We start from the raw sequence: 19,994 nt of genomic DNA, 5'->3' as shown, positions 1-19,994 counted from the left end.
TGCGGGGCGCGGGGATAACGAGAAATTAGTAAATATGTGCCCATAAACCTTAAAAAACCTAAGGCTGACAAAAGCTTAAGCGGGTGACGGCAGCAAGAAGAATGCCAGTGGGCGGGAGGGCCTGGAGTAGACGGGGTGGGCTGCTGGCGGGCGATTTGCGCTGGGCTGTGGTGGTGCGCTGTGCGCTTTTGCGGGGCAGCTGGAATGCGCGCCTGGACTGGCCATCTCGCGGGTGGACCTGCTGCCCCAGGTGCAGCGCAGGGGCATGGGCTGGGGAAGGCAAGCAGGCAGCAGAAGCCAACCGCTACATCGGCAACAAGCGATCCTGAATCACCTCTTTCATCACCAGGGTCGAACTCAACCGCTTCACATTGGGAATGCTGGTCAGCTGCTCGTCGTACAGCTTCTGGAATGCCGGCAAGTCCCTGGCTACCACATGCAGCAGGTAATCCGGGTCGCCAAACAGCCGCTGTGCTTCGACGATCTGCGGGATCTCGGCCAAGGCTGCTTCAAAGTCCGCCACCGGCTGGCGGGTCACTTCGCGCAGGGTCACGAATACCAGCGCGGCAAAGTTCAGGCCCAGCGCACTGGGCGCCAACCGGGCGTGATAGCCAAGAATCGCGCCGTTTTCCTCCAATGCCTTCAAACGCCGATGGCAAGGCGACAGGCTGAGCCCGACGCGGTCGGCCAGCTCAGTCACCGACAACCGACCGTCTTTTTGCAGCTCGGCAAGGATTTTTCGATCGATCCTGTCCATTGAGAAGAATCTTCCAGTAACTGAAGGCAGGGAGGGAATATACGAAAGAAAATGCCGCAGCGGAATACGTAATCTTTTGCTCATCCCAAAGCAGTGGAAGAAGGAAGATTCAAGTGGCTCTCAGTGTTCTGGCGGCGTTCTGGGCCGTGTCGATGCTGTTTGTGATAACCCCCGGCGCGGACTGGGCCTATGCCATTTCGGCGGGCATGCGCGGACGCTGGGTGATGCCTGCGGTAGCGGGGATGTTGTCGGGGCATTTCCTGGCGACCCTGGTGGTGGCGGCCGGCGTCGGCAGCCTGCTGGCGGGTCACCCGCTGGCGCTGACCCTGCTGACCCTGGCAGGGTGCAGCTACCTGCTGTGGCTGGGTGGCAACCTGCTGCTGAGCCCGGCATTGCCGGCGGCCGGGCAGGGCGGCGCGGGGGATTCGAGGTCGCGCTGGGCGTTCAAGGGGTTTTGTGTCAGTGGCCTGAACCCGAAAGTATTCCTGCTGTTCCTGGCCCTGCTGCCGCAATTCACCGACCCGCAGTCGAGTTGGCCGGTGCCGGTGCAGATACTGCTGCTGGGGTTGGTGCACCTGTGCAGTTCGCTGGTGATCTATTCGCTGGTCGGCTATGGCGCCAAAGCCGTGCTCAGCACCCGACCGCAGGCGGCGAAGCTGGTCGGGCGGGTTTCCGGCGTGGCGATGATCATGGTGGCCGTGGGCTTGGTCGCCGCGCAGCTGGGGTGAGGCTGGAGCAGACGACAGGCGAGGCCTCGGATAAACTCGCAGCACTGCAACGCACAACCAGGACGTGCCCATGCCCGACACCGCGCAACTGCTCACCTTCGCCCTGATCTGCCTCGGCATGGTCCTGACCCCTGGGCCGAACATGATCTACCTGATCTCCCGCTCGATCTGCCAGGGCCGCAAGGCCGGGTTGATCTCGCTGGGCGGTGTGGCCCTGGGCTTCGTCATCTACATGGTCTGCGCCGCCCTGGGGATCACTGCCCTGGTGATGGCGGTGCCCTTGGCCTACGATGCGCTGCGCATCGGCGGCGCGCTGTACCTGTTGTACCTGGCCTGGCAGGCGCTGCGCCCTGGCGGCCGTTCACCCTTCCAGGTTCGTGACCTGCCTGCCGACAGCCCGCGGCGGCTGTTCACCATGGGCTTTGCCACCAGCCTGCTCAACCCCAAGATCGCCGTGATGTACCTGTCGCTGATGCCGCAGTTCATCGAGCCGGGCCATGGCAGCGTGCTGTTGCAGTCGCTGGTGCTGGGTTCGACGCAGATCACCATCAGCGTCACGGTGAATGCCCTGATCGCGATCATGGCCGGGTCGATCGCGGTGTTCCTGGCCGGGCGCCCATCGTGGCAGCAGCTACAACGCTGGCTGATGGGCACGGTGCTGGCGGGCCTGGCCGTGCGCATGCTGGCTGAGGGGCGGCGCTGAACGTGAGCCTGCGGATGGCTGCGGATGAGAGGCCGGCACAGGCTAGCGAATGAAGTGCACCTTGCCGGTGTCGTCATTGCCCATGTAGATGCCATACACCCCAGCTTGCCGCTCGAGAATGTAGCGCTCCAGAATCTGCCGGATCGCCGGGTAGTAGATGTCGTCCCAGGGGATGTCGTCCGGCTCGAAGAACTTGCAGGCCAGTGTTTCCGCCCCGTATTGCCCGGTTTCCTCGGTGGCGATGGCGCGGAAGATGATGTACACCTCGCTGATCTTCGGCACGCTGAAGATCGAGTATGGCGAGACGATCTCGGCGCGTACGCCGGTTTCTTCCCAGACTTCGCGCAAGGCTGCCTGTTCGGTGGTCTCGCCGGCCTCCATGAAGCCGGCGGGCAAGGTCCAGGTGCCCGGGCGCGGCGGGATGGCGCGCTGGCATAGCAGGTATTTGCCATCGCGCTCGATGATGCAACCGGCAATGATCTTCGGGTTGATGTAGTGGATGTAGCCGCAGCCGGTGCAGTGCAGGCGTTCGTGGGTGTCGCCTGTGGGAACGCCCCGGGCCAGTTCCGTGGTGCAGTGCGGGCAGTAGCGCGGGGCGTTGGGCATGGTCAGCGGCCTATGCGGGGTTCCTTGAGGGCCAGGGGCTCGACGATATCGCGCACCTTGGTATTGTCATCCTGCTTCTGGCGCAGGTAGTCCAGGGCGACCTTGGCCGCGGCGCGGACGTGATCGACCGAGGCCTGGTGGGCTGCCAGCGGGTCGCCGCTCTTGATCGCCTCGACGATCTTTTCCATTTCCCGGTTGCTGGCGCCGCGGCGGTTTTCCTGCGATACCGAGGTGGCGCGCAGGTAGCTGATGCGGGCCTGCAACTGGCGCAGCTGCTGGGCTGCCACCTGGTTGCCGGAGCCCTCCAGCAGCACATCGTAGAAGCCTTGTACCGAATCCAGCACCTGTTGCAGCTCGCCTTCTTCGAGGGCCTCGCGGTTGACCTCCAGTGCGCGCTCCAGGGCGCGGATGTCCTTGGCCTTGGCATTGAGGGTGAACAGTTGCACGATCAGGCCTTCGAGCACGCAGCGCAGTTCATAGATGTCGCGGGCGTCTTCGAGGGTGATGATGGCCACGCGCGGGCCCTTGGCGTCGGCGAACTCCACCAGGCCTTCCGACTCCAGGTGGCGCAGGGCTTCACGCACCGAGGTGCGGCTGACGCCGAGGCGGTCGCAGAGGTCGCGTTCGACCAGGCGGTCGCCTGGCAGCAGGTGGAAGTTCATGATCGCGGCGCGCAGCTTGTCGAGCACGATTTCGCGCAGGGTAACGGGGTTGCGGTTGACCTTGAAACTGTCGTCGAGTGGCTGGCGTTTCATCGAGTGCGCTCTGAAAGAGGCTGCCCGACCGCAACTGCAACAGCACCACGAACCTCGGGTGCTCCTTGCAAGGGTTCGAACAGCCCGGTGTTAACGGGTTGACTCCGCATCGGCTTCAGCGAACGCTTCGCGGGCCAGGCGGAAGCTGTCCACCGCCGCGGGCACGCCGCAATAAATGCCGACCTGGAGCAGGATCTCGCGAATCTGTTCACGGCTCAGGCCATTACGCAAGGCGCCGCGAATGTGCAGCTTGAGCTCGTGGGGCCGGTTGAGCGCGGAAATCATGGCCAAGTTTATCATGCTGCGCTCTTTCAGCGAGAGGCCTTCGCGGCCCCAGACGTGGCCCCAGCAGTACTCGGTGACCAGCTCCTGCAGTGGCTGGGTGAACGCGTCGGCGTTCTGGATGGAGCGATTGACGTATTCCTCGCCCAGCACCTGGGTGCGGATCTGCAGGCCTTTCTCGTACTTTTCAGTGCTCATGGGCAGTGCTCCGGAAAAATAGGGTCATCGGTGTGGGCTTCTTCGCGGGTTTGCCCGCTCCCACAGGGATCGCATAGATACTGAAACCTGTGCAGGACCTGTGGGAGCGGGCGAGCCCGCGAAGAAGCCAATCAGGTCTCTCAGCCCAATGGCGGCAGGGCGCCCAGCTTGCCCTTGTGGTAGACCATCGGCGTCACCGGCTCGGCCGGCAGCACCAGGTTCTTCACCGCACCAACGATGATCGCGTGGTCGCCGCCATCGTATTCGCGCCACAGTTCGCATTCGATGATCGCCGTGGCCTTGCTCAGCAGCGGGTTGCCCAGCTCGCTCAGGTGCCACTCGATGCCCTTGGCCTTGTCCTTGCCCTTGCCGGCGAACGCGTAGGCCTCGGCGGTCTGGTCGGCAGACAACAGGTGGATGGCGAACTGCTTGCTGTCACGCAGGATCGGGTAGGTGTCGGAGGCGTAGTTGGGGCAGAACAGCACCAGTGCCGGGTCGATCGACAACGCGCTGAACGCGCTGGCGGTGATGCCGACGATGGCACCGTCGGCGTCCAGGGTGGTGACCACCGTGACGCCGGACGGGAAAGAGCCCATCACGTCTTTGTAGATGCCGGGTTCGATCATGGGCGCAGTTCTCCTAGCGCATGACAAAGGGATCGGGCATGGGCGTGGTGGACAGGTTGATCCACACCGTCTTCAGCTCGGTATAGGCCAGCACCGAATCGATGCCGCTCTCACGGCCGTAGCCGCTGTTCTTGAAGCCGCCGATCGGCGCCATGGCCGAGACGGCGCGGTAGGTGTTGACCCAGATGATCCCCGAGCGCACGTCGCGGGCCAGGCGGTGGGCACGGCCCAGGTCGCGGGTCCAGATACCGGCGGCCAGGCCGAACTGCGAGTCGTTGGCGATGGCCAGGGCTTGTTCTTCGGTCTTGAAGCGGATCACCGCGGCAACCGGGCCGAACACTTCTTCCTGCATGATGGTCATCGAGTTGCTGTCGCACTCGAACAGGGTCGGCTCGTAGAACCAGCCGTCACCCTCGACCTCGGCGCGCTTGCCGCCCATGTGCAGCTTGGCGCCTTCGGCCTTGGCCGCCGCTACCAGGCCTTCGACCACGGCCAACTGTTGCGCGGTGGCCATCGGGCCCATTTCGCTGGCGTCGTCCTGCGGGTTGCCGATACGGATGCGCTTGGCGCGGGCGATCAGGCGCGCGACGAACTCGTCGAAGATCTCGTCCTGCACCAGCAGGCGCGAGCCGGCCACGCAGCTTTGCCCGGAGGCGGCATAGATGCCGGCCACGGCGCCGTTGATGGCGCTGTCCAGGTCGGCGTCGGCGAAGATGATGTTTGGCGACTTGCCGCCCAGCTCCAGCGACAGCTTGGCGAAGTTCTCGGCACTGCTGCGCACCACGTGGCGGGCGGTGGCGGCACCGCCGGTGAAGGCGATCTTGCGCACCAGCGGGTGGCGGGTCAGCGCCGCGCCGGTGCTAGGGCCGTAGCCGGTGACCACGTTGACCACGCCGGGCGGGAAGCCGGCTTCCAGGGCCAGGCGGGCCAGCTCGAGGATGGTCGCCGAGGCGTGCTCGGACGGTTTGAGCACGATGGTGTTGCCGGCGGCCAGGGCCGGCGCCAGCTTGATCGCGGTGAGGTACAGCGGGCTGTTCCACGGGATGATCCCGGCCACCACGCCGATCGGCTCGTGCACGGTGTAGGCGAACAGGTCGGTCTTGTCCAGCGGCAGGGTGCCGCCTTCGAGCTTGTCGGCCAGGCCTGCGGTGTAGTGGAAAAACTCCGGCAGGTAGCCGACCTGGCCGCGGGTTTCGCGGATCAGCTTGCCGTTGTCACGGCTTTCCAACTGCGCCAGGTGTTCCTTGTTTTCGGCAATCAGGTCGCCCAGGCGGCGCAGCAGCTTGCCACGCGCGGTGGCGCTGAGGCTGCGCCATTGCTGGCTGTCGAAGGCCCGCTGGGCGGCCTGCACGGCCAGCTCCACATCGGCTTCGTCGGCATCGGGCAACTGCGCCCAGGCCTGGGCAGTGGCCGGGTTGAGGCTGTCGAAGGTCTTGCCGCTCTGGGCATCGCGCCATTGGCCGTCGATGCACATCTGGAAACGAACGAGGGTCATGCAACAATCCCCTTGGCGGATTCGGTGAGGGTGCGGGCTTGCGCGAGGAAGTCCAGCAGCATCTTGTTGACTTCGCGCGGTGCTTCCACCGGCATCATATGCCGTTGCTCGGCAAGGACCACACAGTGCGCACCCGGAATGCTGGCGGCGAGCTGGCGAGCCATGGCCGGGGTGGAGCCCGAGTCGAGCTCGCCGGTGGCGATCAGCGTCGGCACCTGGATGCTGCCTAGGTCGCCAGCGCGGTACATGTCCTGGGTGGCGAACAGCGAATACGTGGTGTGGTAGCCCTGCGGGTCGTTGCTGGCCAGGACCTGGCGAATGGCAGCGACCTGCGCCGGGTTGGCAGCCTTGTATTCACGGCTGAACCAGCGGTCGAGCGCGGCGTCGACATTGGCGTCGGGGCCTTGCTCGGCCGCCTGGGCGGCGCGGGCGATAACCCCGGCACTCTGTTCGGGGGTGCGGTTGAACACACTGTTGAGTATCACCAGTGCCGCCAGACGCTGCGGGTAATGCAGGGCGAACGCGCGGGCGACCAGGCCACCCATGGAGAAGCCGATCACGGTGGCCTGTGCGATCTGCAGGTGGTCGAGCAGTTCGGCAAGCTGGGCGGCATAGCCTTCCAGGCCGATGTCGGCGGCCGGCAGGGCGCTGTGGCCGTGGCCTAGCATGTCGTAGGCGATGACGCGGTAGTCGTTGGCCAGGCCAACGAACTGACCGCCCCACATTTCCTTGTTCAGGCCCACGCCATGGATCAGTACCACGGGTTGGCCCTGGCCAACGGACAGGTAGCTGGTGCCGGCGGGGGTGCGTTCAGCAACAGGCTGAATCATGGAGGGCGCTCCTTCAGGGGCGGGCGCGGCGGGTAGGTACGTCACGCCCCGTCCTGGTTGTTGTTATTGAGCGTTGGCTTTTTCGGCAGCCAGTTCTTCCAGGTCGATGTAGCGGTTACCGATGCGTGGGTGCAGGCGGCCACCGTCGGCAGCGCCCAGGACCACGACGATTTCATCGGCGCGCGGGGCGTCTTCGATCTGCATTTCCAGGGTGATGTAGTGCGAACGCAGGCCTTCGTCGTCCTTCTGCATCATCGGGATCTGGATCGACGTGCCCGGGCCGCCGCGCTTGTTGGTGAAGCTCAGGTAGCTCTTGGCCTGCACCGCTTCGCGGTAGTGGTTGCCGAAGCGCAGGGTGTGGATCACCGCCGAGGCGTGCTCGATTTCGCCATCGGCGCCGACCACGGCCGCTTTGCCATAGGCTTCGATCTTGTCGGCACCACCGATGGCGGCGGTCAGGCGCTCGACCATCAGGGCCCCCAGGTCCGAGCAGTTGGCGCGGATTTCCGGCTTCAGATCTTCAACGAAACCGCGACCGGCCCATGGGTTCTTGATCACCACGGCCAGGCCGACCATGGTCACCGGCTTGTCGGTGGCCTTGCCGCCTTCGATGCGGGTCTCTTCGGAGTAGGTGACGATCTTGCGGATTTCGAAACTCATGGATGGCTCCTGGTGAGGGTTATCAGCTCTTGTTGTCTGATGGTATACCATAATATTTGTTGTGCAAGAGGGGGCGCGAAATTTCTCTTGCGAGGGGGATGAAAGGCTAGGGGATGAAAGGTGAGGGGATGCCTTGGGTTTTGTGGTGTCGTCGAGATCGAGCGCCGCCCGCGCGGCGCATCGCGGATAAATCCGCTCCCACATTTGTTGCAACGTGCCGAACCTGTTACGCCATGGTTGCCAGCCTTGGTGCATGTCTCAAGGCATGCGAGGCGGCATCAATGCCCACCCAAGAATCCCGTCATGCCAACAAGGCTGACAACCGTGGCCTCACAGGCATGGCCACGTTGCAACAAATGTAGGAGCGGATTTATCCGCGATGCGCCGCGCGGGCGGCGCTCGATCTCAACCTCCCCACAAAACCCAGGCCCTACACACCAAAAAAAACCCGCTCCCGCAGGCCACGATGACCTACGCAAGCGGGCGCATCCCGCAATAATTCAGGCAAAGGGAATTCAGGCGAACGCCGGCACCACTTCCTTGATGAACAGCTCGAGCGACTTCTTCTTCTCGGCATGCGGCAGGCTGTTGTCGCACCAGAAACTGAACTCGTCGACGCCCAGCGCCTGGTAGTACTTGATGCGGGCGATGATCTCTTGCGGGGTGCCGATCATGGTGTTCTTGCGGATGTTCTCCAGCTCGAACGCCGGCACTTCGGCAAACTTCGACTCCGGGCTTGGCTCAAGGAACCCGTTGACCGGGGTGGTCTTGTTGCCGAACCAGGCATCGAAGGTGCGATAGAAGCGCGAGATGGCCTGGGCGCCGACCTTCCAGCCGTCCGGCTCGGCCGGGCTGTGCACGTGGGTGTGGCGCAGTACCATCAGTTGCGGGCGCGGCACGCCCGGGTTGTTGTCGCAGGCGGCCTGGAACTTGTTCTTCAGGTCCAGCACTTCTTCGTCGCCCTTCATCAATGGCGTCACCATCACGTTGCAGCCATTGGCCACGGCAAAGTTGTGCGAGTCCGGGTCGCGGGCGGCGATCCACATCGGCGGGACGGCGTTGTAGGGCTTCGGCACGCTGGTGGAGGTGGGGAACTTGTACACCTCGCCGTCATGGGCGTAGTCGCCTTCCCACAGCTTGCGCACCACCGGCACCATTTCCCGCAGGGCCTTGCCGCCGTCGGTGGCCGGCATGCCACCGGCCATGCGGTCGAACTCGAACTGGTAGGCGCCTCGGGCCAGGCCCACTTCCATGCGGCCCTTGCTGATCACGTCGAGCAGGGCGCACTCGCCGGCGACCCGGATCGGGTTCCAGAACGGCGCGATGATGGTACCGGCGCCCAGGCGGATCTTTTCGGTGCGTGCGGCCAGGTAGGCCAGCAATGGCATCGGGCTTGGCGAAATGGTGTATTCCATGGCGTGGTGTTCGCCGATCCACACGGTGCTGAAACCGCCGTTTTCGGCCATCAGGGTCAGTTCGGTGAGGTCTTCGAACAACTGGCGGTGGCTGACCTGTTCATCCCAACGTTCCATGTGCACGAACAACGAAAATTTCATGGGGCTTTCCTCAACGCTTGTTGTTTTCGCCCGCCAATGCAGCGGGCTTCAGTGTGGGAGCGGGCCTGCGTCTGGCTGCCAGGCTCAGGCAAAGGCGGGCAGGCTGGCCATCTTGCCGCGGCAGTACACCATTGGCCGTGGCGCCTCCGCCGGGACGATCAGGTTGTGCACCTTGCCGACCATGATGGCGTGGTCGCCACCTTCATATTCACGCCACAGTTCGCACTCGATGACCGCGGTGGCGCCAGCCAGGATCGGGTTGCCCAGTTCACTCAGGGTCCATTCGATGCCGCTGGCCTTGTCCTTGCCTTTCTTGGCGAACGCATAGGCTTCGGCTTGCTGTTCACCGGAGAGCAGGTGGATGGCGAAGCGCTTCTGCCGGATCAGTACTGGGTAGGAGTCGGAGCTGTAGTTGGGGCAGAACAGCACCAGCGGCGGGTCCATCGACAGCGAGGAGAAGGCGCTGGCGGTCAGGCCGACGACCGCGCCGTCGTCGTCCAGGGTGGTGATGACGGTAACGCCGGACGGGAAGGAGCCCAGGACGTGCTTGTAGACGGTTGCGTCGATCATCGGGGTGTACCTCTGAAGGGCTGCGGTGGTCCGCGGTTTTTATCGTTGATGTGTCTGATGGTATACCGTAATACCTATTTTGCAAGCGGAATTTTCACGCTCACGGTTATCGCGATGGGCGGCGCAAGGCCACGAATGCCGTGGGTTTGGCTGCCAAGCAGGTTCGCCGCCATGGCTTTGCAAACAGATCAGTGGGCAGTTTTTCCTGCGGATCAGTGTTGTCAAAAGTTTGGAATACCATAATATGGTCCGCAGCTGAGAGGCCGCCTTGATGCGGTTTCCTTACAAAGATAAAAACGACCTTTCGAGCTGAAATCCTATGTCCCAACCGTCGTCGCAACACCCGTTTGTCGAGAACCACACGGTCGATTACGTTCCACCTGCCGAGCGCCACGGGAAGGCGCGCGACCTGTTCACCCTCTGGTTCAGTACCAACATCGCGCCACTGCCCATCGTCACTGGCGCCATGGTGGTCCAGGTGTTCCACCTGAACCTGCTGTGGGGGCTGGTCGCCATCGTGCTGGGCCATCTTGCCGGGGGCGTGGTGATCGCCCTGGCCTCTGCGCAGGGACCGCAGCTGGGCATTCCGCAGATGGTGCAGAGCCGTGGCCAGTTCGGCCGCTACGGCGCGCTGCTGATCGTGTTCTTCACGGCGCTGATCTACGTCGGCTTCTTCATTTCCAACATCGTGCTGGCGGGCAAGACCATCCATGGCATCGCCCCGAGCGTGCCAATGCCGGGCGCGATCGTGATCGGCGCCCTGAGCGCCACCGCCATCGGCGTGATCGGCTACCGCTTCATCCACGTGCTCAACCGCATCGGTACCTGGGTGATGGGCTCGGCGCTGCTGGCCGGCTTCATCATGATGTTCGCCCAGGCGCTACCGGCCGATTTCTTCAGCCGTGGCGCATTCAACCTGTCGGGCTTCATCGCCACGGTGTCGCTGGGCACCATCTGGCAGATCAGCTTCTCGCCCTACACCTCCGACTATTCGCGCTACCTGCCGCGTGAAGTAGGCATCGCCAAACCGTTCTGGGCGACCTATTTCGGCGCCACCCTGGGCACCATCCTGTGCTTCAGCTTCGGTGCAGTGGCGGTGCTGTGCGTGCCCGAGGGCACCGATGCGATGGATGCAGTCAAGCAGGCCACCGGCTGGCTGGGCCCGATCCTGATGGTGCTGTTCCTGCTCAACATCATCAGCCACAACGCCCTCAACCTGTATGGCGCGGTGCTGTCGATCGTCACCGCGATCCAGACCTTCGTCGCCGCGTGGACGCCGAGCATCAAGGTGCGGGTAATGCTGGCAGCGGTGATTCTGCTGGGTTGTGGCCTGGTGGCGCTGAATGCTTCGGCAGACTTCATCGGCCAGTTCATCGGCCTGATCCTGGCCCTGTTGCTGGTGCTGGTGCCGTGGGCGTCGATCAACCTGATCGACTTCTACCTGATCAAGAAAGGCCAGTACGACATCGCCTCGATCTTCCGTGCCGACGGCGGCATCTATGGCCGCTTCAACCACCACGCGATCATCGCCTACGCCTGCGGCATCCTGGTGCAGCTGCCGTTTGCCAATACCTCGCTGTATGTGGGGCCATATTCGAACATCGTCGAAGGGGCCGACCTGTCGTGGCTGTTCGGCTTGCTGGTGACGGTGCCGCTGTATTACTGCCTGGCCACTCGTGGCAACGCTGGCGAGAAGGCGGGGCGGGTAGTGAGTGTCAATGACTGATAGACGGTTGTAGCAACACGGGCTGCGTTGCAGCCCATCGCCGGCGCAACAAGGCTCAGCGCCCTTCATGCTGGCGCCGGTACGCTCCCGGCTGCATACCCACCGCCTTGGCGAACGCCCGGGTAAACGCCGCAACCGATTGATACCCCACCTGTGCGCCTACCTGCTCGACGGTGTGCCCCGCCTGCAGCAGCTGGCGGGCATGGCGCATGCGCAACGCCAGCAGCACCTGCCCTGGGGACTGCCCAGACAGTTCATTGAAACGCTTGAAAAAAGCCGAGCGTGACAACCCGGTGCAGGCCGCCATGCTGGCCAGCGTCCAGGCTTGCCCCGGTTGCTCTATCAATTGCGCCAGCAGCCCGGCAAAGGCCGGCTGGCGGGCAAGCGCGACCAACCCGCCCAATGGGCGCCCGGTATGCACCTGTTGGCGCAGCACATAAAGGAACAGCAGGTGGGTCAACCGCTCCAGCAAGGTTTGCGACGGGCCGGCGGGACGCCGGCATTCCTCCAGGATCAACTCGAACAACGCCCGCGCTGCATGGCCAGCCGGTTCGTCGGCGCGCAGCAGTATCCAGTCGGCCAGGCCTTCGACGATCAGCGATGACAAACCCGGCTTGAAGTGAAAGAAGCCGCACACCAGCCCCACGCCATCGACTGCCTCGGCGTCCAGCGGCTGCATGGGCTGGCGTGGCTGGGCACAGGCAGCGGCCAGGTCTGGTTCACTGGCCAGGCGATAGCCAAGGTCGCGCAGCAGGAACACCGCATCGCCGGCTGCCAGGTGTATGGCAGCGGGTTGGCCGTCGATGTGCAGCCAGCAATGCCCCTGCACCACCAAGTGGAAGCTGGCGCGGCCCATGCCCTGGGTGCTGGCGTGCCAGCCACCACAATAGCGGCCGACATGAAACAGGCTGGCATCGAGTTCCAGGCCCTCTAATAACCCATCGACAAGGTGGCTGGACGAAATCATCTAAGGCAAAGACTCAAGAGCAAGGAAAGGCGACTGATGAATATGGAGGGTAATGCTTATAACCAACAGACTGTAGTGACACCCATCACAGGAGACCACCGCATGTCGTCGCGCATTACTTTACACACCCTGCACAGCGCCCCGGAAGCGGCCCGCCCGTTCCTCGAGAATGCCCAGCAGAATTCCGGCTTCATCCCCAACCTGCTGGGTGTGCTGGCCAACGCCCCGGCGGCACTGGAAACCTACGTGACCGTTTCGGCCCTCAACGGCAAGGCCGACCTGAGCCTGGCCGAGCGCGAAGTGGTGCAACTGATTGCCGCCACCCAGCATGGCTGTGACTTCTGCGTGGCCGGCCATACCGCGGTGGCGCTGAACAAGGCCAAGCTGCCGCCGGCGGTGGTCGATGCCCTGCGGGCCCGTGGCGAACTGCCGGATGCGCGCTACGAAACCCTGGCCGCCTTCGCCCGCGAAGTGATCGCCACCCGTGGCAATGTCAGCGAGGCCACTTACCAGGCCTTCCGCGCGGCCGGTTTCAGCGAAGGGAATGCGCTGGAGGTGATTCTGGGGGTGAGCCTCGCAACCCTGTGCAACTTTGCTAATGTGTTCGCCCAGACGCCGCTCAATGACGAGCTGAGCAAGTACCGCTGGCAGCCAACCGCGTAACTGTGCGCCTGGCGCTGGTGGCGCCTGTGATATCAAAAGGAGTAGGGACATGCTTGATGCTGCATTTCGTCAATGGCTGGATGCCAATGCCGAGGCAATCGACCAGGGGCAGTGCGACCCGCAACTGGTGCTGGCGCACATCGCCGAATCGCAGCTGCTGCGCATTGGCGTCGACCCCGCACTGGGGGGCAACGGTGGCACGGTCACCGATGCGGTCGAGGCCATCGCCGCCATCGCCAGCCGCTCACTGGCCGCAGCCTTTGTCTGCTGGGGCCAGCGGGCGTTCATCGAATACCTGCTGCAAAGCCCTAACCAGGCCCTGCGTGAGCGCCTGCTGCCCGGCCTGCTGACCGGCGAGCTGGCGGGGGCCACCGGATTGTCCAACGCCATGAAATTCCTTTCCGGGATCGAGGCGCTGCAAGTGCGTGGCCGCCCCGGGGCGGCGGGCTGGACACTGGAAGGCCGGCTGCACTGGGTGACCAACCTGCGCAAGAGCGGGTTCGTGGTGGCGGCAGCCATCGAGGACGATACTGGCGGTTCACCCTTCGTCTTGGCCATTCCCTCCGACAGCCAGGGGCTGGAGCGTTCTGATGACCTGGAGCTGATGGGCCTGCAATCGAGCAATACCGCAGCGCTGGCGTTCCACCAGGTAGAGCTCGGCCGTGACTGGCTGCTGCACGACAACGCCCGCGCGTTCCTGCCCAAGGTGCGCCCGGCGTTTCTTGCCTTGCAGTGCGGCATGGCCATCGGCCTGGCGCGGCGTTCGCTGCACGAGGTGCACGACCACCTCCATGGGCGGCTGTCGTTCCTCGAAGAGCATCGCCAGGTCCTCGACGAGCGGCTGGAAAACACCGTGGCCGAGCTCAAGCACGGTTTGCTCGAAGGGCGCTTCCAAAGCCAGCCGGCGGCGCTGTTCAAGTTGCGCATCATCCTCGCTGAATGTGCTGCCGATGCCGTGCAGCTGGAGCTGCAAGCCAGCGGCGGCAAGGCGTACCTCGATGAGTTCGGTGCCGGTTTCGCCCGCCGCTGGCGCGAGTCGGCGTTCGTGCCCATCGTCACCCCAAGCCTGGTGCAGCTGCGTGCCGAGCTGCATCGCCAGGCTGCCAGCGCATGAGCCAGGTATTGCTCGAAGCCTGCGAGATCAGCCTGGGCTACCCACGCGACGGCGGCTGGCAGCAAGTGCTGGCGCGCTTCGACCTGCAACTGGCGCCAGGGGAGGTGGTGACCATACTTGGCCCCAGTGGGGTGGGCAAGTCCAGCCTGCTGCGGGTGCTGGCCGGCCTGCAGCAGCCGCAGGGCGGCCGCGTGACCCTGCACGGTGAGCCGCTGCAAGGGCCCCATCCACGCCTGGCGGTGGCCTTCCAGGACCCGAGCCTGCTGCCCTGGCTGAGCCTGGAAAAGAACGTCGCCTTTGGCCTGGATTTCGCCCGCCAGCCCAAGCTGGCCGCTGCCGAGCGCCATGCCCGCATCGACCATGCCATCGGCGCGGTGGGCCTGGCCCATGCGCGCAGCCAGTACCCGGCGCAGCTGTCCGGCGGCATGGCCCAGCGCACCGCACTGGCACGCTGCCTGGCGCGCCAGCCTGAGGTGCTGCTGCTTGACGAGCCGTTCGGTGCGCTCGACGAAGTGACCCGTGCCGACATGCAGCAATTGCTGCTGCAGCTGATCGCTACCCATAACACCGCAGCCGTACTGATTACCCACGATATCGACGAAGCCTTGTTGTTGTCCGACCGGGTGCTGCTACTGGGCGATCACCCGGCGCACATCCTCGGCCAATGGCACATCGACCTGCCACAACCGCGTGCGCAGCGGGTCGAGGAACTGGGCGCACTGCGAATCGAGATTCTCAAGACCCTTCGGCGGGCCAGCCGCACCGCTGCACCTTCCTCTACCTCGTTGCCTTCGGAGCCTGTACATGTGCATGGATGACTGCTGTTCCTCCACCTCGCGTCGTGATTTCCTCAAGCTCAGTGCCATGCTGACTGCTGCCGGGGCCGTGCCGCTGCTGTCCAGCCTGCAGGCCCGTGCCGCCGCCGAGCCCGACGCGCCGGTGCGCATCGGCTACCTGCCGATCACCGATGCCACGCCGTTGCTGGTGGCGCACAACAACGGCCTGTTCGAGGCCGAAGGCATCAAGGCCGAGCGCCCGGTGCTGTTGCGCAGCTGGGCGCAAGTGATCGAGGCGTTCATCTCGGGCCAGGTCAACGTCATCCACCTGCTGTCGCCGATGACCGTGTGGGCACGTTATGCCAGCAAAGTGCCGGCCAAGGTGGTGGCCTGGAACCATGTGGGGGGCTCGGGCCTTACCGTGGCGCCGGACATCACCGACATCAAGCAGCTGGGCGGCAAGACCGTAGCCATCCCGTTCTGGTATTCGATCCACAATGTGGTGCTGCAGCAGATGCTCGGCGACAACGGCCTGACGCCGGTGTCGAAGCCCGCCGACAGCCAACTAGCGGCCAACGAGGTCAACCTGCTGGTGCTGCCGCCCTCGGACATGCCGCCGGCCCTGGCCAGCAAGCGCATCGCCGGCTATATCGTCGCCGAACCGTTCAACGCCCTGGCCGAGAACCTCAAGGTCGGGCGTGTACAGCGCTTCACCGGCGATGTGTGGCGCAACCACGCCTGCTGTGTGGTGTTCATGCATGAACATGACCTGAACAACCGCCCGGAGTGGTCGCAGAAGGTGGTCAACGCCATCGTCAAGGCCCAGCAATGGACCCGCGACCACCGCGCCGAAGCGGCGGCGCTGTTGTCCAAGGCCGGCCCCAACAAGTACACGCCGCATGAACCGGCGGTGCTGACCAAGGTGCTGGCCCCGGCTGCCGACGACCGCGCCAGCTACATTGCCAGTGGGGCGATTCAACATCGGCAGTGGGATGAAAAGCGCATCGACTTCCAGCCCTACCCGTACCCCAGCTATACCGAAGAGCTGGTCAAGCGCCTCAAGCACACCTTGATCGAGGGCGAGCACAGTTTCCTTGCCAGCCTGGACCCGGCGCACACCGCCCGCGACCTGGTTGACGATCGCTTCGTGCGCAACGCCATCGCCGCCGTCGGTGGCCCCTCGGTGTTCGGCATTGCCGAGAACTACCAGCGTAGCGAGGAGTTCGCGGTCTGATGCGCAAGCATGTCGTACATGCCGGCCTCGGCCTGGCCGGCCTGCTGGGGTTGCTGTTGTTGTGGTGGGCGGGCGTGCAGGTATTCGGCGAGGCCGATGGCCTGTCGGCACGCTTCTCGCCCCAGGCGACCCTGGCCAGCCTGGCCGAGTTGCTGGGGCAGGGCGAGGTCTACGGGCATATCTGGGTCAGCCTCAAGCGCATCCTGATCGGCTTGCTGCTGGCGCTGCTGATCGGGGTGCCGCTGGGCTTGCTGGTGGGCAGCTACCGGCACCTGGAGGCCGCGACCACCCCGGCGTTCCAGTTCCTGCGGATGATCTCGCCGTTGTCGTGGATGCCGGTGGTGGTGATGCTGATGGGGGTGGGTGACCAGCCGATCTATTTCCTGCTGGCATTTGCCGCGTTGTGGCCAATCCTGCTGAACACCGCCGCCGGGGTCCGGCAGCTGGACCCGCGCTGGCTGCAGTTGACCCGCAGTTTGAGTGCCACCCGTTGGGAAACCTTGTGCAAGGTGATCGTGCCGGGGGTGATCGGCCATGTGCTCACCGGTGTGCGCCTGGCCATCGGCATTCTGTGGATCGTGCTGGTGCCGTGCGAGATGCTCGGGGTGAGCGCCGGGTTGGGCTACTTCATTCTCGATACCCGCGACCGCCTGGCGTATTCCGAACTGATGGCGATGGTGTTGCTCATCGGGGTGTTGGGGTTCGTGCTGGATGCCCTGGCGCGAGGGCTGCATCGGCGCTGGGTGCATGGTTGAAGGTCCATGGGGCTTGTTCGCCGGTAAACCCGCGAACAAGCCCTTGGATCAGTGCACGGTATGGCGCTGGTGCACACACGCCTGTGCCTGAGCGGTCAACTCATCCAGCCGCTCATCACGCTGCTGTTCCGCTTCGAGCATGGCATCCTCACCCTGCTGGTTGAGCAGGTAGGTATGGATCTGCATCACTTCGGCCGTCTGGTAGATCGGCGCGATATCCAGCCGCCCGATCAACGCACCGCTGGCGCGCCCGGTGCTGCTCATCAGCACTTGTGGGCCATTGGCGGCCACCACCTGCATGCCCATGGCCTCGAACCACGGCACCTGGCTGGCAAAGGCATTCAGTTCGACGCAGGCGTGGCGTGCCTGCAGCTCGGCCAACAGGGCGCGGGCGATGCCCTGGCGGCGATGGCTGGGGCGCACGGCCAGAAAGGCCAGCGCACACACCTGCCTGTCATCCTCGGCTGGCAGTGACAGGGCAAAGCCCAGCAACTGGTCCGGCGCTTCGGCATCCAGCGCCAGGGTCAGCGCCACGGCCAGGCCGCGGCTGCCGTCCAGCGCCTGCAGGTACTGGTGCACCTCCATGCCGACGCCGTACTGGTACAGCGGATACAGCGGGTTGTCGGCGCTGATGGCAACACTGCTCAGTGCGCCGACATTGTGGATCACCAGCTCGCGGATCTGGTTCTGGAAAGATTCGGGCGGCACGCTGTCGAGGCGGCTCAGGATGAACATCGGGGGGCGGGCTCCGGCGGTTGGATAGACGGCCCGCGCCGTGTCGGCGCAGGCCCTGTAGTCTAACCGTTTTTTGCCATCAGCCTTGTAGCTGCAACGCACCGAGCATCAGGTCGAGGTTTTGCACTGCCGCACCCGAGGCACCTTTGCCAAGGTTGTCGAACACGGCGGTCAGCAGCACCTGGCCATGTTCGGGGTTGGCGAACAGTGCCAGGCGCAGGTCGTTGCTGTCGTTCAAGGCCTCCGGGTCCAGCGTTGGCGCTGCACCGTGCTGATGCAGGGGCATGACCTGGACGTGGCGGGCACCTTGGTAATGCTGCTCCAGGCAAGCCTGCAACTGCGCGGCGCTGACCTGGCCGGGCAGCAGGCGCAACTGCAGCGGGATGCTCAGCACAATACCCTGGCGGTAGGCCGCATAACCGGGGATGAACATCGGCCGGGCCGACAGCCCGGCGTGCTGCTGAATTTCTGGCACGTGCTTGTGCGCCAGCTCCAGGCCATACAGTTGCAGGGTCGGGGCCTTGTCGGTGGCGGGCTGCTCATGCCGTTCGACTGCCGCGCGGCCACCACCGGAATAGCCGGAGATGGCGTGGATGTTCAGCGGGTAATCCGCTGGCAGCAGGCCAGCCTGGACCAGTGGCCGCAGCAGGGCGATGGCCCCGGTGGGGTAGCAGCCGGGGTTGCTGACGCGCTTGCTGTGGGCAATGCGTTCGGCTTGCTGCTCGTCGAGCTCCGGCAGCCCATAGACCCAGCCTGGGCTCGTGCGGTGCGCAGAGCTTGCATCGATCACCCGCACCTGCGGGTTTTCAATCGTTGCCAGCGCTTCGCGTGCGGCGTCATCGGGCAGGCACAGCAGGGCGATGTCGGCGCTGTTGATCGCCTCGCGGCGGCGTTGCGGGTCTTTGCGTTCGGCATCCGGCAAGGTCAGCAGGCTCAGGTCGCGACGCCCTTGCAGGCGCGCGTGGATCTGCAGGCCGGTGGTGCCTTGGTCACCGTCGATGAAGACAACAGGGGTGTGCATGGTCAGCGTCCGCTCGGGGAAGGATGGCCTATGCTCGCCTGTGGTATTGGTAAAGGAAATTTGAATATCATGATGGCAACATTCAGATTTGCTGAACAACACGGCCCTTGATATGCGCGAAATCAGCCTCGACCGCCTGCGCACGCTGGTGGTGATCGTCGACCTCGGCTCGTTTGCCGAGGCCGCCCGCCAGCTCAACCTGGCGCCGCCAACCATCAGCCTGCACGTGGCCGAGCTGGAGGCGCGCATCGGCGCGCCGTTGCTCACCCGTGCTCGCGGCCAGGTGCGCCCGACCGCCATCGGCGAAACCCTGCTGGCCCGCGCCCGGCGCTTGTTGGCCGATGCCGACCAGGCGCTGGATGAAGTGCGCCGGCAGGTCGAGGGGCTGACCGGCAGGGTGCGCCTGGGCGCCTCGACCGGTGCCATTGCCCACCTGCTGCCGCAGGCGCTGGAGCATTTGCGTGCCGTGCACCCGGGGGTCGATGTGCAAGTACAGGTACTGACGTCCCAGGCATCGCTGGCCCGCTTGCGCGAGGGCACCCTGGATATCGGCCTGGTGGCCCTGCCGCAGGTGGCTGGCAAAGGGCTTGAAGTCACCCCTTGGCGGCGCGACCCGATCCTGGCCTATGTGCCGGCCGACTGGCAGCCGCCGGCCAAAGTCACGCCGGCCTGGCTGGCGCAACGGGCATTGATCCTCAACGACAGCAGTACCCAGTTGTCGCGGGTGACTGGCGAATGGTTCGCGGCGGCAGGGTTGTACCCCGAAGCACGCATCGAGCTTAACTACAACGATGCGATCAAGAGCCTGGTCGGGGCCGGGTACGGGGCAACATTGTTGCCGCAGGAAGGCGAGGCGGCCGAACTGGACCGGCGCATCGTCCGCCGGCCGCTGCGCCCGGGGCTGTGGCGGCAACTGGGTATCGCCTGCCGCAAAGGGCAGGTGGAGCGGGCCACCGGATATGTGCTGCAGGCATTGGAGCGGCTGCGGCAGTAGGGGGCTGCCGCAGCCCCCAGGTTTCACCCCCGTTCTCGCGCTCGCACCGCGGTCACCGTCTCGCCACCTACCCCCCAGTTATCGGTCGGCACTTCCTCGATCACCACGAAGGTACTGGCCGGCGGCTTGCCCAGTACCTGCTGCAACATGTGCGTGGTCTGTTCGATCAACTGGCGCTTGTGTTCCGCGCTCACCCCTTCATCGGTAACACGAATATGGACATACGGCATGGCTGTTCGCGCC

At 64.6% G+C, this 19,994-nt stretch carries 23 protein-coding genes; 9 read left to right on the top strand and 14 right to left on the bottom strand.

The features are described from left to right. Positions 1–304: 304 nt before the first annotated feature. Positions 305–757, bottom strand: coding sequence for an Lrp/AsnC family transcriptional regulator (locus HG549_RS15030; RefSeq protein ID WP_170030296.1), 453 nt, complete (start codon positions 755–757; stop codon positions 305–307). Between the two features lie 113 nt (positions 758–870). On the opposite strand from HG549_RS15030, the gene HG549_RS15025 reads away from it, so the two are divergent. Then, positions 871–1,485 carry a LysE family translocator gene (locus HG549_RS15025; protein WP_170030295.1) on the top strand — a complete coding sequence of 205 codons (615 nt, stop codon included), beginning with the start codon at positions 871–873 and terminating at the stop codon, positions 1,483–1,485. A 70-nt stretch (positions 1,486–1,555) separates the two neighbouring features. Continuing rightward, a complete protein-coding gene (locus HG549_RS15020) occupies positions 1,556–2,188 on the top strand; it encodes a LysE family translocator (RefSeq protein ID WP_170030294.1) in 633 nt (210 codons plus the stop codon). 42 nt (positions 2,189–2,230) lie between these two features. Here the strand turns inward: HG549_RS15020 and HG549_RS15015 are convergent, their stop codons facing one another. The 9 genes from HG549_RS15015 to HG549_RS14975 form a co-directional block, all read right to left on the bottom strand. Then, positions 2,231–2,794 (bottom strand): NUDIX hydrolase, encoded by a 564-nt coding sequence (locus HG549_RS15015; RefSeq protein ID WP_170030293.1) that lies wholly within the window; start codon positions 2,792–2,794, stop codon positions 2,231–2,233. Positions 2,795–2,796: 2 nt separating this feature from the next. Continuing rightward, positions 2,797–3,549 carry a GntR family transcriptional regulator gene (locus HG549_RS15010; protein WP_170030292.1) on the bottom strand — a complete coding sequence of 251 codons (753 nt, stop codon included), beginning with the start codon at positions 3,547–3,549 and terminating at the stop codon, positions 2,797–2,799. 90 nt (positions 3,550–3,639) lie between these two features. Beyond that, positions 3,640–4,029: a carboxymuconolactone decarboxylase family protein gene (locus HG549_RS15005; RefSeq protein ID WP_170030291.1), complete on the bottom strand. Its 390-nt coding sequence runs from the start codon at positions 4,027–4,029 to the stop codon at positions 3,640–3,642. A gap of 140 nt (positions 4,030–4,169) precedes the next feature. After that, the gene (locus tag HG549_RS15000) at positions 4,170–4,655 is read right to left on the bottom strand and encodes a flavin reductase family protein (RefSeq protein WP_104881861.1); all 486 of its coding nucleotides are present in this window, start codon (positions 4,653–4,655) and stop codon (positions 4,170–4,172) included. Between the two features lie 13 nt (positions 4,656–4,668). Continuing rightward, positions 4,669–6,150, bottom strand: coding sequence for an aldehyde dehydrogenase (locus HG549_RS14995; protein ID WP_170030290.1), 1,482 nt, complete (start codon positions 6,148–6,150; stop codon positions 4,669–4,671). Beyond that, complete coding sequence (locus HG549_RS14990) at positions 6,147–6,980, bottom strand: alpha/beta fold hydrolase (RefSeq protein WP_170030289.1); 834 nt, start codon at positions 6,978–6,980, stop codon at positions 6,147–6,149. The genes HG549_RS14995 and HG549_RS14990 overlap by 4 nt, the downstream gene beginning before the upstream one ends. Positions 6,981–7,043: 63 nt before the next feature. Continuing rightward, complete coding sequence (locus HG549_RS14985) at positions 7,044–7,640, bottom strand: amino acid synthesis family protein (RefSeq protein ID WP_016715710.1); 597 nt, start codon at positions 7,638–7,640, stop codon at positions 7,044–7,046. A gap of 515 nt (positions 7,641–8,155) precedes the next feature. Then, positions 8,156–9,196, bottom strand: coding sequence for an LLM class flavin-dependent oxidoreductase (locus HG549_RS14980; protein WP_170030288.1), 1,041 nt, complete (start codon positions 9,194–9,196; stop codon positions 8,156–8,158). An 84-nt stretch (positions 9,197–9,280) separates the two neighbouring features. Continuing rightward, positions 9,281–9,766, bottom strand: a complete 486-nt coding sequence (locus tag HG549_RS14975) for a flavin reductase family protein (RefSeq protein WP_170030287.1) — start codon at positions 9,764–9,766, stop codon at positions 9,281–9,283. A 319-nt stretch (positions 9,767–10,085) separates the two neighbouring features. On the opposite strand from HG549_RS14975, the gene HG549_RS14970 reads away from it, so the two are divergent. Further along, positions 10,086–11,492, top strand: coding sequence for a cytosine permease (locus HG549_RS14970; RefSeq protein ID WP_170030286.1), 1,407 nt, complete (start codon positions 10,086–10,088; stop codon positions 11,490–11,492). A gap of 55 nt (positions 11,493–11,547) precedes the next feature. On the opposite strand, the gene HG549_RS14965 is transcribed toward HG549_RS14970, so the two are convergent. Then, the gene (locus tag HG549_RS14965) at positions 11,548–12,459 is read right to left on the bottom strand and encodes an AraC family transcriptional regulator (RefSeq protein WP_170030285.1); all 912 of its coding nucleotides are present in this window, start codon (positions 12,457–12,459) and stop codon (positions 11,548–11,550) included. Between the two features lie 102 nt (positions 12,460–12,561). Here HG549_RS14965 and HG549_RS14960 point away from each other — a divergent pair, with 102 nt between their 5' ends. Genes HG549_RS14960 through HG549_RS14940 form a run of 5 tightly spaced genes read left to right on the top strand, consistent with a single transcriptional unit; the run spans position 12,562 to position 17,001 of the window. Continuing rightward, on the top strand, positions 12,562–13,122 hold the full coding sequence (locus HG549_RS14960; RefSeq protein ID WP_170030284.1) for a carboxymuconolactone decarboxylase family protein: 561 nt from the start codon (positions 12,562–12,564) through the stop codon (positions 13,120–13,122). 49 nt (positions 13,123–13,171) lie between these two features. After that, positions 13,172–14,236 carry an acyl-CoA dehydrogenase family protein gene (locus tag HG549_RS14955; protein ID WP_170030283.1) on the top strand — a complete coding sequence of 355 codons (1,065 nt, stop codon included), beginning with the start codon at positions 13,172–13,174 and terminating at the stop codon, positions 14,234–14,236. After that, positions 14,233–15,054 carry an ABC transporter ATP-binding protein gene (locus HG549_RS14950; protein WP_170030282.1) on the top strand — a complete coding sequence of 274 codons (822 nt, stop codon included), beginning with the start codon at positions 14,233–14,235 and terminating at the stop codon, positions 15,052–15,054. The genes HG549_RS14955 and HG549_RS14950 overlap by 4 nt, the downstream gene beginning before the upstream one ends. Then, positions 15,041–16,246 carry an ABC transporter substrate-binding protein gene (locus tag HG549_RS14945; RefSeq protein ID WP_170030281.1) on the top strand — a complete coding sequence of 402 codons (1,206 nt, stop codon included), beginning with the start codon at positions 15,041–15,043 and terminating at the stop codon, positions 16,244–16,246. Before HG549_RS14950 ends, HG549_RS14945 begins: the two co-directional genes overlap by 14 nt. Further along, positions 16,246–17,001, top strand: a complete 756-nt coding sequence (locus HG549_RS14940; protein ID WP_170030280.1) for an ABC transporter permease — start codon at positions 16,246–16,248, stop codon at positions 16,999–17,001. The genes HG549_RS14945 and HG549_RS14940 overlap by 1 nt, the downstream gene beginning before the upstream one ends. 48 nt (positions 17,002–17,049) lie before the next feature. Here HG549_RS14940 and HG549_RS14935 read toward each other — a convergent pair whose 3' ends face one another. Together HG549_RS14935 and argC are read right to left on the bottom strand one after the other, a co-directional pair. After that, entirely contained in the window at positions 17,050–17,736 is a 687-nt protein-coding gene (locus HG549_RS14935; RefSeq protein ID WP_170030279.1) for a GNAT family N-acetyltransferase, read from the bottom strand. A gap of 79 nt (positions 17,737–17,815) precedes the next feature. Beyond that, entirely contained in the window at positions 17,816–18,757 is a 942-nt protein-coding gene (gene argC / locus HG549_RS14930; RefSeq protein ID WP_170030278.1) for an N-acetyl-gamma-glutamyl-phosphate reductase, read from the bottom strand. A gap of 112 nt (positions 18,758–18,869) precedes the next feature. Between argC and HG549_RS14925 the strand changes: the two genes are divergently transcribed. Then, positions 18,870–19,751: a LysR family transcriptional regulator gene (locus tag HG549_RS14925; protein ID WP_170030277.1), complete on the top strand. Its 882-nt coding sequence runs from the start codon at positions 18,870–18,872 to the stop codon at positions 19,749–19,751. A gap of 23 nt (positions 19,752–19,774) precedes the next feature. Here HG549_RS14925 and HG549_RS14920 read toward each other — a convergent pair whose 3' ends face one another. Further along, positions 19,775–19,981, bottom strand: coding sequence for a 4-oxalocrotonate tautomerase family protein (locus HG549_RS14920; protein ID WP_063913650.1), 207 nt, complete (start codon positions 19,979–19,981; stop codon positions 19,775–19,777). Positions 19,982–19,994: the final 13 nt, after the last annotated feature.

Source organism: Pseudomonas sp. SK (assembly GCF_012975065.1).
In the GTDB taxonomy this organism is placed as follows: Bacteria; Pseudomonadota; Gammaproteobacteria; order Pseudomonadales; family Pseudomonadaceae; genus Aquipseudomonas; species Aquipseudomonas anuradhapurensis.
Note: the sequence above shows the minus strand (reverse complement) of the source record. Positions and strands in the feature narration are given on the sequence as shown.